The organism is uncultured Bradyrhizobium sp. (assembly GCF_964252615.1).
GTDB lineage: Bacteria > Pseudomonadota > Alphaproteobacteria > Rhizobiales > Xanthobacteraceae > Bradyrhizobium.
This window is the reverse complement of sequence record NZ_CAXUNQ010000002.1, coordinates 264,360-279,024: the sequence shown is the minus strand read 5'-3', so window position 1 is coordinate 279,024 and position 14,665 is coordinate 264,360. Positions and strand designations below refer to the sequence as shown.

Here is a 14,665-nt window from a genome sequence, read left to right as displayed (position 1 = left end):
CGTGACGTTCGCGAGCGCCCCTGTAGTGGGGCAGGACACGGTCAGCATAAGCGAGGTTTGAAGAGTGGGGATAGGTATACATTCACAAGTGCGTGAACGCCCGATCTGCGGTTCGTCGTGGTCGGGGCCGCCGATCCGCCCGGGAAGCGTAATCCGCCGCTCCGCTTGCGCCGGCGGATTACGCGTAAAGGCGTTATGGCATCGCGGCCGGGACAGGGGTCACCCGCCCGACAGACTCTTGACCAGCCGATACAGATATTCGTTGCCCTCGTAAAAGGATTTCACGAGAATGCGCTCATCCTTGCCGTGGGCGCGAACGTCGTTGATATCGCCCGCCAGCCCCGAGTGGCCATAGGTCGGAATGCCGGCGTTGCGCAGAAAGCTGCCGTCGGTGGCGCCGGCGCTCATGGTCGGCAGCACCACGGCACCGGGCCAGAATTCCTGCGACAGTTTCTCGATATTGCCCATGATCTCCTCATGCAGGGCGGAGGGCGCGCTGAGCACCGGCTCACCGAGCTGCGTCACGACGATCTGGTCGTCGGCGAGCACGCGCTCCAATGCCGCCTTGACCTCCTCGACCGGCTCGCCGGGCATGACGCGGCAGTTGACGCCCGCGCCGGCGAGCTGCGGCAACGCGTTGATGGCATGGCCGCCGCCCAGCATGGTGGCCACGCAGGTGGTGCGCAGTTGCACGTTGTAAACCGGATTGGCCGCCAGCCGCGTGAACGACATCGCGGCGGGGTCGGGTTTGTCGGAAAGTACCGCGCGGATATCGGCGGCGGTCTGTTCATTTTCGAATTGCGCGATCCGTTCGAAATAGGCTCGCGTGGTTTCGTTGAATTTATGCGGAAAACTGAATTTGGACAGGCGCACCAAGCCCTCGGCCAGACGGTAGATCGCATTGTCCTTGACGGGAAGCGAGCTGTGGCCGCCGCGATTCTTCACCTCGAGCCGATAGCTCACCGAGACTTTCTCGGTGGTCTGCACGCTGTTGCGGATCGCCCTGCCCTCCTTCAGCCCGACGCCGCCACCCTCGTTCAACGCGAATTCGGCGTCGATCAGGTCGCGGTGGTTTTTCAGCAGCCACTGAATGCCGAGCGCGTCGGCGTCCAGGATCTCCTCGTCGGTTTCCAGCGCCAGGATGATGTCGCGATCCGGCTTGTAGCCCTCCTGCTTGTAGCGGATCATGTTGGCGACGAACGACGCCGCCATGTATTTGTCGTCGCCGCTGCCGCGCGCATAATAGTAACCGTCCTGCTCGATCAGCTTGAACGGATCCAGCGACCAGTCCTCACGCTTGGCGGGCACCACGTCGGTATGGGCCAGCAGCAGGATCGGCTTGCGCGCACCCGTGCCGCGCAGGCGCGCGACCAGGTTGCCCTTGCGCGGGGCCGGCGCGAACACCTGGACGTCGCCCTCGGCAAAGCCGGCGGCGCGCAGCCGGGCCGCCATCGCATCGGCCGCCTGCCTGGTGTCGCCGGTCGCGGTGGTGGTGTCGATCTCGATCAATTCCTTGTAGATGTCGAAGGCGAGCTGCTGCCGCGGGGTCAAGGCGTCCGCACGCGATGGCACCGTCGGCGCGGCCGCGGCTAACGCTGCGATGACAGCCGCGCCAACGCGGCGGCCTAGCCTGTGGCAAGATTGCTGGAACATTTCGCTCTCCTTATCTGGCATCCTTCACGGCGACGACTTCGATCTCGACCAGAAATCCGGGATTGGCCAGTGACGCGACGCCGACCGTGGTCCTTGCCGGCAGATTAGGCTGCGCGCCGCCGAAAAACTGGGTGTAGCCTTCCATAAAACCCTTGAAATCCATCGGCGCGCGGGCATCGTGGACCAGGAACGCCTGCATCTTGACCACGTCGGCCATGCCGAGTCCCAAACCTTCGAGAATGTCCTTGATCCGGTTAAGGACGCCGATGGTCTGGGTCTTGACGTCGCCATAAGCCTGCGGGCTTTGCGGGTCGGCGTCCTTGTTGACCAGCGGCGGCACCTGCCCGCTGACATATGTGGTCGTCGCGGAAGACGGGACCTGCACCGCCAGCGCGATCGGGAAGGTCGAATTGGGGATGGGAGTGCGCACCACGTCGGCATGGGCGGCGGTGGTTGCGAGAAATGCGCCGATAGCGAGTAGTGTTTCGAGCTTCATGTGGTCTCCGTTATTATCGTCAGGGCCGGGCTTATCCTGCTGGATACCACATCCCGTCATACGCTGGCTTGACCCGCGTATCCATCCATCTTCGCAATCGACCTTGCGAAGGAGATGGATTGCCGTCAAGCCGGCAATAACGGCGCAGATCGGTGGATACGGCGGGGCTCGTCCCCGCCATCCAGGCCTTGCCTTCCGTAACGCAGTAAAGACGTGGATGCCCGGCACGACGAACTTGGGGCCGGACGCTACGGCCGCACGACCTTAACATCCTCCGCCGTCACCGCGTCCTTGTATTCATTGCCGAAATGCGTGCGCAGGTAATTCACCACGGCGGCGACCTGATCGTCGCTCATCATGGCGCCGAACGGCGGCATCGCGCGCTGGCCCCTGACCACGACATAGACCGGATAGCCGCCGGCTTCGAGATTCCTGTTGCCGGCGAGCGACGGATAGACACCCGCGCCGGCCGCGCCCCCGGCGTCGCCCATGTGGCAGCCCTGGCAGACATTGGCGAACAATTGCTCGCCGCCTTGTTCGGTGAAGCGGAAGGCGGGGCTGAAATGCGCCGCGCTCTGCGCATGGGCTGCAAATGACGGCAGCAACAGCGCCATCATCCATGCGGCTGCACAAGTTTTCGGATTTGCAGACTTCCTCATGTCTTCACCACGCGCTCATGCAGCCGCGTAATGGCGTCGAGCGACGACAGGATGGCGCCCTCCTGCCATGCGGGAAGATAAGACGCATGCTCGCCGGCCAGCACGATGCGGCCGTCGATCCGGCAGAGATTGTCGTAATGCTCTTGCCTCGCCTTGTCGGTCCAGCTCCCGGCGCAGCCCAGCGTGAACGGCACCCGATGCCATGCCACCGAGACGCCGTTCTCGAATTCCGCTCCGTATTGCGGATGGATGGCGGCGCCGAACTCGACCGCGCGCGCGACGCGCTCGGCCGGGGCCAGCGCGGTGAATTCGTAGGCATTGGCGCCCTCGAACAAATACGCGCCGAGCAGCACGCCGCGGCCGGACCGATTGAAACCGGTGTTGGGATAGGCGATCTGCCGGATCGGCAGGTCGGTGTAGCTGATGCCGCCGTAGATGGCTTCGTCCTCCTCCCAAAACCGGCGCTTGAACTGCAACCCGATCTTGACGGACGACACGTAAGGCACCGCATCGATCGCCGCCTTCAGCTCCGCGCCGACGTCGAGCGGAAGCTGGCTCAGAATCGACAACGGTATGGTGCAGACGCACCAGTCCGCTGTTGTCTGCAGCGGATCCGCAGGATTTTTCGCGTCCGCGTAGGTGACGGTGACGCCGTGGTCATCCTGCTTGATCCGCATCACCCTGGAATCGTAACGAATGAGATCTCCGACTTCGCGGGCGAATGCCCTGCCGATCATGTCCATGCCGCCGACCGGCTGAAACATCGTGGTCTGGAATTCATGCAGCGCGAAATTCTGCAGATAACGCCACATCCGCGATTTCAGAATGTCCGACAGCGCGACGGGTTCGCCGGGCAAGGGCGCCGCATCTAGCCCCCCGCCGGGGTCCTTGGCAAAACCGCGGAACTCGGCAGAAACCAAATTGGCCCTGTAAGCGTAGTCTCTGTCCAGCGCGCCCCATGATTTCAGCGTCTGCAGCAGCATCTCCTTGTCCTGTTTCGACACCGCTTCGTCGAGCCTGCCTTGCTGGGTGGCCTTGGCGAGCAATTCCGAAACCTGACCCTGAAAATCGGTCTTGATTTCGCGTATCCGCTGCGGCCTGCCGCCGAATGACTGCGATGCATGCAGCAGCGCGTTGTGATTGAGCTGGATGAACGGCTCCAACGCGACGCCGAGGCGCTTGCAGTAATCGAGCACGGCGTGATGGTGATAGGGAATCCGCCACGGCCCGGGATTGATATAAAGGCCCTGCTCGAATTCGCAGGTCTGCGTCGCGCCGCCGAGTTCGGTAAACCTGTCGCCGCCGCGCAAAGTCCAGTTACGGCCGCCCGGACGGCCGTTGAATTCGAGAACCTGAACCTTGTAGCCGGCCCTGCGCAATTCCAGCGCGGCCGTCATGCCGGCAAGCCCGGCGCCCAGGATGAGGACGGAGGCGCCCTTCGGATCGCCGTCAAGCCTGACCGGGCCTTTGTATCCGGACCCGGACGCGAAACCGAGGGCCGTCATCGCGTGAAACATCGCGGCACTGCCGGCCACCGCGCCGATCAGCGCGAGCAGATCGCGCCGGCTTGGTGGGCTTGCAGGACAGTTTTGCATGACGGCTGCGCGCTCGATCGGATAACCTCCCGGCCACCTTAGCTCAGCAAGCGGCCGCAGCGCTCATCACTTTTTGACCCTGCCGGCATCCATCCTGATCGACGGATCAAGCAGTTCTGTCGAAAACGCGCTTTCGACCGCGAACGGTTTCTCCATGCCGAGATAGGTCTGCACCAGGTCGTAATCTTGTCGCATCCGCCCGGCATCGATCCAGCCCAGCGCCCTGGTGGTCGTAAAATCGTCCGTCATCAGGAACTTGATGCGTTCCCACTGGCGTTCCTGGTTTTCCTTGTCGAGCCCGGACACCTGGTCAAGCAGCGCCTTCAGGCACGGGGCGACATCGGCGACGCAGGCGGCGAACGCCTTCTGGCTGATGCGGACGAAATCCTCCGCCAGCTTCGGGTTCTTCCGCAGAAACGCGCCGTTGACGATCAGCGAGTTGCCGTAGGGATTAAGCCCGATGTCCTTCCAGTTGACGAAACCGAGGTCGGCGCCGAACTCGATCACCTTCAGATCGTGTTCGTTATAGAAATCGCTGATGATATCGACGGTATGGCTCTTCAGTGCGGCGATCTTCGCCGTCGGTCCGACGTTGACAAAACTCACCGCGTCCGGAGCGATACCCGCCGCCTTGGCAAAGGCCGGCCACATCACCCGCGAGGCGTCGCCCGGCGGATTGCCTATCTTGTGGCCGGGAAACGTCCTGGCGCCGTCGACGCCATAACTCTTCAACCAGTAGAAGGTCTGTCCGGTATTGGCGTAGATGCTCATCAGCGCCACCACGTCCGCGCCCTTGCTGCGCGCCACCAGCATGGTGGCCAGATCCGCGATGCCGAACGGCGAGCCGCCGGAACCGACCTTCAGCGAGGAAACGCCGGAACCCTTTCCGACCTCGATGTTGAGGTCGATGCCGGCCTTTTCGTACCAGCCTTGCGCCTTGGCGTAATAGAACGGCGAATGATCCGCCGTCGGCGTCCAGTTCAGAATAAGGTTGACGGATTCAGCCGATTGCGCGGGAAGCGCGGGCGCCGCCAGCGCCAGCGCCAGCGCCGCGATCCTGAAGACCTTCATGACAACTCCCCGCTGTGCGGCCGGCATCTGACGGCGCTTGTCGCCAGCCGTCCGCGTGTCTACCAATGCAACAAGGGACGACGCGATTGTCAACCATCCCACGGTGCTTGGAGGGAGACCGGCGATGCCGGGCGACGGAATCCGCTCAGCCAGAACGTTTGCGATCATCCTGATCGTGCATCTCGCCGTGATCGTGCTGTGGCAGGTTCTGGTCGACGCATTTCACGTGCCGAAGTTCATCCTGCCGTCGCCGCTTGCGACCCTCGCCACGCTGACATCGGCGAAATATGCGTGGCTGTCCAACCTTGCCGTCACGGCGTGCGAAATCCTCGGCGGCTTTGCGCTCGGCGCCCTGGTCGGCGTCGCGCTGGCGGTGCTGTTCTGCTGGTCGCCGCTGGTGAGTCTGCTGCTGCTGCCGCTGTTCGTCACCTTGAACATGGTACCAAAGGTGGCGCTCGGTCCGCTGTTCATCGTCTGGTTTTCTTATGGCATCTTCGCCAACATCCTGATCGCGTTCTCGATCTGCTTTTTCCCGATCCTGCTCACCACGGCGCGCGGCCTGAGCGAGGTGGAACCCGATCTGCTCGATCTGGTGAAAAGCCTGCGCGGCTCGCGCTGGACGCTGTTTTGCAAGATCCAACTGCCGGGCGCGCTGCCTTACGTGTTTTCCGGCATGAAGGTCGGCGCCATTCTGGCGGTGGCCGGCGCCATCGTCGGCGAGTTCATCGCCTCCGAACGCGGGCTCGGCTATCTGATGATCCAGGTGCAATCCTCGCTGGACACACCGGCCATGGTGATGGCGGTGGTGCTGCTGACCGTGCTCGGGGTCACGCTTTACGGCATGGTGCTCGGTCTCGAACGGCTGTTCGTGGTCCGGGACGTGCGGCTGCAACAATAAGGACGAGCCATGCTGCTGACGCGCGACACCCTGCCGGACACGATTTCCGACGTTACCGCGCTTGACGGCCTGCTGTGCCGGCCGAGCCAGGCGTTGATGGACGATCTCGACAAGGTTGGGGGCGACATCATGATCCTCGGCGTGGCCGGAAAAATGGGGCCGACGCTGGCGGGACTTGCCAAGGCCGCCCTGCCCGGCCGCCGCATCCTCGGCGTCGCGCGCTTCAGCGATCCGTCGGTGAAGGCGTGGCTGCAAGCCCGCGGCGTCGAAACCATCACATGCGATCTGCTCGATGAGGCCGCCCTTCGCGGCTTGCCGAAGGCTGCGAATATCGTGTTCATGGCCGGCCGCAAATTCGGCGCCGAAGGCGACCTGTCGCTGACCTGGGCGATGAACGCCCATGTGCCGGCGCTGGTGGCGCAGGTGTTCCCGCAGTCGCGGATCGTCGCGTTCTCGACCGGCTGCGTCTATCCGTTCGTGGCCGTGAACGGAAAAGGCGCCGACGAAAGCGTCGCGCCCGATCCTCCCGGCGAATACGCCCAATCCTGCGTCGGCCGCGAGCGGATGTTCGAATATTTTTCACGCCGGTTCGGCACGCCGGGCCGGCTGTTCCGGCTGAACTACGCGATCGACATGCGCTACGGCGTGCTGCACGACATCGCGAGCAAGGTTTTGCAGGGCGTGCCGATCGACGTCAGTCTCGGCCATGTCAATTTCATCTGGCAGGGCGATGCCGCCGCGCAAGCGCTGCGCTGCCTTGCGCATTGCGATGTGCCGACCTCGCCGATCAATGTCAGCGGCCACGAAATTCTCGGCGTTCGCGATCTCGCCGTCAGGCTCGGCGCGTTGCTGGGGCGCGAACCGGTGATCGTCGGCACCGAGCAGCCCACCGCATGGCTCACCGATACGTCGCAGGCGGTAAAGCTGTTCGGGCTGCCGGTCGTCGATACCGAACGGCTGATCGTCTGGACCGCGGACTGGGCGGCGCGTTCGATGCCGAGCCTTGGCAAGCCCACCAAATACGAGGTCCGCGATGGGCGGTACTGACCAGCCCGCCATCGTTCAACTCGCCCCGGAGGACGCGCGCGCCGGGCTTGTGCTGTCCGGGGAATCACACTGGAACCAGAACGAAGCCGACTGGCGGTTCTTTTTAAGGATGGCAATGGTGTTGGGCATTCGCGACGGCGACGCCCGCCTGATCGCGACGGCCGCGCTGTTGCCTTACAGCCCGGCCGACGCATGGATCAGCATGGTGCTGGTCACCGCAAGCCGGCGCCGCCGCGGCCTCGCGACCCGGCTGCTCGCCGCATGCCTTGATCGCGCGGCGAAGCTGGGGCTCACGGCCTGGCTCGATGCGACGCCGGCGGGCGCCGCGGTGTACGGTCCGCTCGGGTTTTTCCCGGCGCTGGAACTGCGGCGGTTGCGCGGTGCAGGCGCGGCAAAAGGGCCACGACTCGGATCCGACGGCAATCTCGATGAGATGATTGCGCGCGACCGCCACGCGATGGGGTTCGATCGCAGCGCCCTGCTGCGCGAACTCGGCGGACGCTCCGGATCGCGCGTGATCTCGCAGGGCCGCGCGATGGCGATGGTCCGCGACGGCCGCACGGCAAGGCACATCGGTCCGCTGTATGCCGATGATGCCGGCTCGGCCGCCGCGTTGATCGAAACCGTCGCGCAATCCGAATCAGGTCCGATCCTGCTCGACGTGGTGAATGAACGGCGCCAGTTCCTCGAGCACCTCGCCGGCGCCGGCTGGACCGTCGAACGGCCGTTTCAGCGCATGCGGTTCGGCCGCGCGACGACTGTGAACGCGGAGCTTCCGTTTGCCGTCGCCGGCCCCGAATATGGATAGAGGCCCGTCATGCATCACAGCAAGATGAACCCCGAGGTGCGGCGCCTGATCGCCGAGGGCACGGTCATCCCGGCGCATCCGCTGGCGCTCAATGCCGACCGGTCGCTCGACACCGTGCACCAGCGCGCGCTGACGCGCTATTACATCGACGCCGGCGCCGGCGGACTGGCGGTCGGCGTCCACACCACGCAATTCGCGATCCGCGACGCCGGGCTGTACAAACCGGTGCTCGAACTCGCCGCCGAAACGGCTGCGGCCTGGACCAGCCGGCCGCTGGCGATGGTCGCAGGCCTGGTCGGCCCGACCCGACAGGCGATCGCCGAAGCAAAGACCGCGCGTGCAATCGGCTATCACGCCGGGCTGCTCAGCCTCGCCGCCATGAAATCCGCTTCCGAGCACGAGATCGTTCTCCATTGCGAAGCGGTGGCGCGCGAGATTCCGCTGGTCGGCTTCTATCTGCAGCCGGCCGTGGGCGGGGTGATCCTGAGCGCCGATTTCTGGCGGCGTTTTGCGGCCATCGACAATGTCATCGCCATCAAGATCGCGCCGTTCAACCGCTATCGCACCCTCGACGTACTGCGCGGCGTCGCCGCGGCGGGCGCGCTGGAACGCGTGGCCTTCTATACCGGCAATGACGATCATATCCTGCTCGACCTCACCTTGCCGTTCGATCTGCGCGACAAGGGGGTCGCCACCCGCGTCCATATTCGCGGCGGGTTGCTCGGGCACTGGTCGGTATGGACCGCGAGCGCGGTTCTGCAATTCGAGAGCTGCCGCGCCGCGCGCGGCGCCGACAGCCTGCCGGCCCACCTGCTCGCGCTCGACGCCAGGGTCACCGATTGCAACAGCGCCTTCTTCGATGCGGCCAATAATTTCCACGGCTGCATCGCCGGCTGTCACGAGATTCTGCAGCGGCAGGGCCTGATGCAGGGCATCTGGTGCCTCGATCCGTCTGAAGGCCTGAGCCGCGGCCAGATCGACGAGATCGACCGCGTCTGCCGTGAGCATGCAGACCTCGCCGATGATGCCTTTGTCGCCGCCCATCTGCAGAAATGGCTGGCATGACGGCGGAAGATCCCTTCATCCGCCTGCGCAACGTCCGCAAGGTGTATCGCGCGCAAGGCGGGGAAGTTCTGGCGGTGTCCGACGTCACCATGGACGTCGGCGAAGGCGAGTTGATCTCGCTGGTCGGGCCCTCCGGCTGCGGCAAGACCACGGTCCTGAAAATTCTCGCCGGTCTCCATCAAGCAGACGGCGGCAGTATCCGGATCGGCAATGCGCGCACCCCCTTCGATCCGGCGCGCGACATCGGCATGGTGTTCCAGCAGGCGCTGCTGCTGAAATGGCGGACCATCCTCGACAACGTGCTGTTGCCGGCGGAAATCGTCGGCCTGCCGATCAAGGCGGCGCGGACCCGGGCGCGCGACCTTCTCCACCTGGTCGGACTTGCCGGCCATGAAAACAAGTATCCGCAGCAGCTCTCCGGCGGCATGCAGCAGCGCACCGCGATCGCGCGCGCCTTTATCCACGATCCCAGGCTGATCCTGATGGATGAGCCGTTCGGCGCGCTGGACGCGCTGACGCGGGAGCAGATGAACCTCGAAATGCTGCGGATCTGGCGCGAAAGCGGCAAGACCATCATCTTTGTGACGCACTCGATCCAGGAGGCGGTGTTCCTCGGCTCGCATTGCGCGGTGCTGACCGCGGGTCCGGCGCGGATGGCCGAGTATTTTCCGATTCTGCTGCCATATCCGCGCACCCTGCCGCTGAAGACCACGGAAGAATTCGGCGCCTATGCGAGGCGGATTTATGCGAGTCTGGGACTTGGGGCGGGCGTCTGAAGCTCAAGGGGGAAGCGGGATTTTTGCAGCGTCGGCATGCCCGGGCACGTCTTTACGGCCGCGCGTGGATCAAGACGTGGATGGCCGAAACAAGCCCGGCCGTGACGGATTCTGCAATATCCGCCGCGCTTTCCTTCGTCATGCGTTCTGCGGCACCCGCCGCTCTACCCTTCGTCATGCCCGGGCTTGTCCCGGGCATCCACGTCTTGACGGCATCGCAGCAAGGAAAAACGTGGATGGCCGGGACGAGCCCGGCCATGACGAGAGCTTTGGCGAACGACCGATTTCGGATAAGGTTTCGCGCACCTAAAGGACCGCACCGATGTACAAGCCCGCCGACGTCACGACATCGCCCGACTACCCCGTTCCCGACCAGATGAAAGCCTGGGTCCTCGGCACTCCCGACCAGCTTCACTTGCGCGAAAAACCGGTGCCGGTGCCGCAGCGCGCCGAAGTTCTGGTCCGCATCGATGCCGTCGCCATCTGCGCCACCGACCTCGAGATCATCCACTCGGGATCGCCGGCAAAAATCCTGGGCGGACTGCCCTTCAACAAGAATTTCACGCCGGGCCATGAATACATGGGAACGGTGGTCGCGCTTGGACCGGGCGTCGACGAGTTTGCGATCGGCGAGCGCATCAGCGTCGAGATTCACGCCGGCTGCGGCCAGTGCAAGCGATGCCGGCAGGGCATGTACACGTCCTGCCTCAATTACGGCGAACCCGGCAAGGGCCATCGCGCCAACGGTTTCACTACCGACGGCGGTTTTGCCGAATACGCCGTCAATCATATCAACACGCTGGCGCGGGTGCCGGACACCATGAGCGACGCGGAAGCGACGCTGGTCGTCACCGCGGGAACATCGATGTACGGCCTGACCGAACTCGGCGGGCTGGTCGCCGGCGAAAGCGTCGTCGTCATCGGCCCGGGTCCGATCGGACTGCTCGCCGTCGCTGTTGCAAAGGCGCTCGGCGCAAGCCCGGTGATCCTGACCGGGACGCGCGACTCCCGTCTCGCCATCGGAAAGGAGCTCGGCGCGGACCGCGTCATCAACGTTGCAAAGGAAAACGCGGTCGAGATCGTCAAACAGCTTACCGGCGGCATCGGCGCCGATTACGTGATCGAATGCGCAGGCACCGAAGGCACCGTCAATGACGCCATCCACATGACCAACCGCGGCGGGAAAATCTGCCTGGCGGCGTTTCCGCACGATCCGGTGACGATGGATCTGGCGCACCTGGTGAAGAACAACATCTACGTCTACGGCATCCGCGGCGAAGGCCGCAGCGCCACCCGCCGCGCCATGACGCTGATGGCGGAGAAGCGGTTCGATGCCGCCAGGATTCACACCCACACCTTCGCGCTGGCCGATCTGCCGACCGCCCTGCGCTACGCCCGCGACCGGGTGGACGACGCCATCAAGGTGGTGGTCACGACGCGGGATGCCGCCGCGCTCAGCAGCGCTGCGGAGTGAATCACCTCTCCCCGCAAGCGGGGCGAGGGAGAAGGGATCATTCGGCCGTCCACCCTCCGTCGACGATCAGCGACGAGCCGGTCATCAGCGCCGACGCATCGCTGGCCAGAAACACCACGGCGCCCATCAGGTCCTCGACGGTGCCGAGCCGGCCGAGTTTTATTTTGGACAGCACGCTGTCCCGGAACGCGGCGTTCTGAAAAAACGGTCGCGTCAGCGGAGTCTCGATGAAGGTCGGGCAAAGCGTGTTGACCCGGATGCGGTGCGGCGCCAGTTCGATCGCCATGGCTTTGGAAAACCCCTCCATCGCCCATTTCGAGGCGCAATACAGCGAACGGTTGGCGCTGCCGACATGGCCCATCTGCGATGAGATGTTGACGATGGAGCCGGATGTGCCGGCGGCGATCATGCGCCGCGTCACCGCCTGCGCGGCGAAGAACGCCGCCCGCACATTCAGGCCCATCACGTGATCGAAATCCTCGAGCGGGACTTCGGTGAAGGGCTTCGGCCTGTTGGTGCCGGCATTGTTGACAAAGACGCCGTACGGCTCCGCGGCGGCGATCGCCGCCGCAAACGTCGGAATATCGGTGACATCGAGCGCCAGCCAGTCCGCGGCATGGCCGGCCTGCCGCAGCGCCTCGGCGCCCTGCTCGATTTCGCCGGTGGTGCGGGCGCACAGCGTGACATGGGCGCCGGCTTCGGCCAGCGCCGCCGCCATCGCCGCGCCGATGCCGCGTCCCGCGCCGGTGACCAGCGCGCGGCGTCCGTCGAGGCGGAACGACGGGGTCGTCGGGATCGAGGCGGTCATTCTGCCGCACTTGCGTAAGGAATATTGCGCCCGCCATAGCGGCGAACCCGGACGTTGGCCTGCTCGGCGTGCCCGGCAAATCCCTCCAGCATGCACAACCGTGAACAATATTCGCCGATCATGGCGGACGCCTGGTCGGTCAGCACACGCTGATAGGTGACGGTCTTGAGAAATTTTCCGACCCACAGACCGCCGGTATAGCGCGCCGCCTTCATGGTCGGCAGCGTGTGATTGGTGCCGATCACCTTGTCGCCATAGGCGACATTGGTTCGCGGTCCGAGAAACAACGCGCCGTAGTTGGTCATCTTATGAAGAAAAACATCGGGATCGCGCGTCATCACCTGGACGTGCTCGGACGCGATCCTGTCAGCTTCCCGGATCATCTCGGCTTCATCGTCGCACACGATCACCTCGCCGTAATCTTCCCAGGCCTTTGCCGCGATCGTCGCCGTGGGCAGAATTTTGAGCAGGCGCTCGATTTCGGCCATGGTTTCGCGCGCCAGCCGCTCTGAATTCGTCAGCAGGATTGCCGGCGAATTCGGCCCGTGCTCGGCCTGTCCCAGCAGATCGGTGGCGCACATCTCGCCGTCGACCGATTCATCGGCGATCACCAGGGTTTCGGTGGGACCTGCGAAAAGGTCGATGCCGACGCGCCCGAACAACTGCCGCTTCGCCTCCGCCACGAAAGCATTGCCGGGTCCGACCAGCATATCGACCTTCTCGAAGCTTTCCGTGCCGAGCGCCATGGCGCCCACCGCCTGGATGCCGCCGAGACAGTAGATCGCGTCGGCGCCCGCCAGATGCTGCGCCGCGACGATGGCAGGCGCCGGCTTGCCCTGATAGGGCGGCGCGCAGGTGACGATGCGGTTCACGCCAGCCACTTTGGCGGTAATCACCGACATATGCGCCGAGGCCAGCAGCGGATATTTCCCGCCCGGCACATAGCAGCCGACCGAACTGACCGGGATATGCTTGTGGCCGAGCACGACGCCGGGCAGCGTCTCGACTTCGATATCGAGCATCGACTGGCGTTGGGCTTGCGCAAAATTGCGCACCTGGGCTTGCGCAAATTTGATGTCATCGAGATTGCGTTGCGACAATTGCGACAGGCAGCCCTCGATCTCGGCGTCGGTAAGCCGGAAATCGCGGCGGTCCCACTGATCGAACTTGATGGAAAGCTCGCGGATCGCCGCGTCGCCGCGCTTTTCGATATCGGCCAGAATCCCCTCCACCGTGGCGCGGACTTTCGAATCATCCTCGGCACGCTGGGCGGCGTCGCGGCCGCGCTTTAAAACTCGCGCCATCGGCGTCTCCTTGCGATTATTTGATGGCCTGCGGATTGATCGGCGAACCGGCGCCGCCGGGCAGATGCAGCGGCGGTGCGGTAAAGAAGAATTCGTAGACATGATCGTTGGCGCAGTCCTCGGCCAGTTCCTTGAGGTAAAAGATCTCGCCCATGGAAATGCCGATCGCGGGGATGACCACCCAATGCCATGGCTGGTTGGCGTCCTTGGTCTCGTTGGGGCGCACCTCGCATCCCCAGGTATCGGTGCAGATGGCCGCGATGTCCTTTTCTCGGATCCAGTAGCAGGTTTCGAACGCAAAGCCCGGCGCATCGCCGCCCGCATAGCCGCGCCAGTCTCCGCTTTTCAGGCAGCGCTCCTGATGGCCGGTGCGCACGATCACGAAATCGCCCTTCCTGACCTCGACGCCCTGCCTGGCCGCGCACGCGTCGAGATCGGCATTGGTGATGGCATAGCCGTCGTCAAGCGAGTCGACGCCCCTGAACCGGGCCATATCCAGCAGCACGCCGCGGCCGACCATCTTGTCGCGGACGTGTTCGATGCCGTTCTTCCTGGCGCCGCGTGCGTCGACCAGGGACGCATCATGGCCATTGTACATCTTGTCGTCGAGAAAGATGTGGCAGAGCGCGTCCCATTGCGTCGAGGCCTGGCACGGCATGTTGATGGCGTCGTCGGCATAGCGCAGATACGGAAACGGCTTGTCCTGATTGCCCGCCGCCGCGTCGGTCCCGGTCGCCAGCATGGTGTGGATCGGATTCCAGCGCCCGCCGAACAGCCCGGACTGAATCGGCTCCTTCAGCGACAGCCCCAGCGAAAATATCCTGCCGCGCTTGATCAGCCGGCCGGCATCGATCACGTCCTGCGGCGTCACGTTGTTGAGCGTGCCGATCTGATCGTCCGCGCCCCAGCGTCCCCAGTTCGATAGCTTCTTCGCGGCTTCGTCGATCGCTGCCCTGTCGACTTTCATGGCTTCCTCGTTTCTTGACGCACTGAACCTTTTACCCTCATTGC

14 protein-coding genes are annotated in these 14,665 nt (G+C 64.3%); 6 read left to right on the top strand and 8 right to left on the bottom strand.

Going from position 1 to position 14,665, the window contains the following annotated elements; translation table 11 throughout:
• Positions 1-219: 219 nt before the first annotated feature.
• The 5 genes from ACFE72_RS02555 to ACFE72_RS02535 form a co-directional block, all read right to left on the bottom strand.
• Entirely contained in the window at positions 220-1,653 is a 1,434-nt protein-coding gene (locus ACFE72_RS02555; RefSeq protein WP_375411468.1) for a M20/M25/M40 family metallo-hydrolase, read from the bottom strand.
• A gap of 10 nt (positions 1,654-1,663) precedes the next feature.
• Positions 1,664-2,149 carry a RidA family protein gene (locus ACFE72_RS02550; protein ID WP_375411467.1) on the bottom strand — a complete coding sequence of 162 codons (486 nt, stop codon included), beginning with the start codon at positions 2,147-2,149 and terminating at the stop codon, positions 1,664-1,666.
• A gap of 248 nt (positions 2,150-2,397) precedes the next feature.
• Entirely contained in the window at positions 2,398-2,808 is a 411-nt protein-coding gene (locus tag ACFE72_RS02545; protein ID WP_375411466.1) for a c-type cytochrome, read from the bottom strand.
• Positions 2,805-4,403: an NAD(P)/FAD-dependent oxidoreductase gene (locus ACFE72_RS02540; RefSeq protein WP_375411465.1), complete on the bottom strand. Its 1,599-nt coding sequence runs from the start codon at positions 4,401-4,403 to the stop codon at positions 2,805-2,807. The genes ACFE72_RS02545 and ACFE72_RS02540 overlap by 4 nt, the downstream gene beginning before the upstream one ends.
• A 66-nt stretch (positions 4,404-4,469) precedes the next feature.
• Complete coding sequence (locus ACFE72_RS02535) at positions 4,470-5,474, bottom strand: ABC transporter substrate-binding protein (protein ID WP_375411464.1); 1,005 nt, start codon at positions 5,472-5,474, stop codon at positions 4,470-4,472.
• Positions 5,475-5,598: 124 nt separating this feature from the next.
• Between ACFE72_RS02535 and ACFE72_RS02530 the strand changes: the two genes are divergently transcribed.
• The 6 genes from ACFE72_RS02530 (at position 5,599) to ACFE72_RS02505 (ending at position 11,542) form a co-directional block, all read left to right on the top strand.
• Complete coding sequence (locus ACFE72_RS02530) at positions 5,599-6,372, top strand: ABC transporter permease (RefSeq protein WP_375411463.1); 774 nt, start codon at positions 5,599-5,601, stop codon at positions 6,370-6,372.
• Between the two features lie 9 nt (positions 6,373-6,381).
• Positions 6,382-7,419, top strand: a complete 1,038-nt coding sequence (locus ACFE72_RS02525) for an NAD-dependent epimerase/dehydratase family protein (RefSeq protein ID WP_375411462.1) — start codon at positions 6,382-6,384, stop codon at positions 7,417-7,419.
• Positions 7,406-8,227 carry a GNAT family N-acetyltransferase gene (locus ACFE72_RS02520; protein ID WP_375411461.1) on the top strand — a complete coding sequence of 274 codons (822 nt, stop codon included), beginning with the start codon at positions 7,406-7,408 and terminating at the stop codon, positions 8,225-8,227. The genes ACFE72_RS02525 and ACFE72_RS02520 overlap by 14 nt, the downstream gene beginning before the upstream one ends.
• A 9-nt stretch (positions 8,228-8,236) precedes the next feature.
• Entirely contained in the window at positions 8,237-9,292 is a 1,056-nt protein-coding gene (locus ACFE72_RS02515) for a dihydrodipicolinate synthase family protein (protein WP_375411460.1), read from the top strand.
• On the top strand, positions 9,280-10,068 hold the full coding sequence (locus ACFE72_RS02510; protein WP_375411459.1) for an ABC transporter ATP-binding protein: 789 nt from the start codon (positions 9,280-9,282) through the stop codon (positions 10,066-10,068). Before ACFE72_RS02515 ends, ACFE72_RS02510 begins: the two co-directional genes overlap by 13 nt.
• Before the next feature lie 322 nt (positions 10,069-10,390).
• A complete protein-coding gene (locus ACFE72_RS02505) occupies positions 10,391-11,542 on the top strand; it encodes a zinc-binding dehydrogenase (protein WP_375411458.1) in 1,152 nt (383 codons plus the stop codon).
• 37 nt (positions 11,543-11,579) lie between these two features.
• Here the strand turns inward: ACFE72_RS02505 and ACFE72_RS02500 are convergent, their stop codons facing one another.
• The 3 genes from ACFE72_RS02500 to ACFE72_RS02490 are packed head-to-tail and all read right to left on the bottom strand — an operon-like array spanning position 11,580 to position 14,621.
• A complete protein-coding gene (locus ACFE72_RS02500; RefSeq protein WP_375411457.1) occupies positions 11,580-12,350 on the bottom strand; it encodes an SDR family NAD(P)-dependent oxidoreductase in 771 nt (256 codons plus the stop codon).
• Positions 12,347-13,654 (bottom strand): histidinol dehydrogenase, encoded by a 1,308-nt coding sequence (gene hisD / locus ACFE72_RS02495; protein WP_375411456.1) that lies wholly within the window; start codon positions 13,652-13,654, stop codon positions 12,347-12,349. The genes ACFE72_RS02500 and hisD overlap by 4 nt, the downstream gene beginning before the upstream one ends.
• 16 nt (positions 13,655-13,670) lie before the next feature.
• Positions 13,671-14,621, bottom strand: a complete 951-nt coding sequence (locus tag ACFE72_RS02490; RefSeq protein WP_375411455.1) for a cyclase family protein — start codon at positions 14,619-14,621, stop codon at positions 13,671-13,673.
• Between the last annotated feature and the right edge of the window lie 44 nt (positions 14,622-14,665).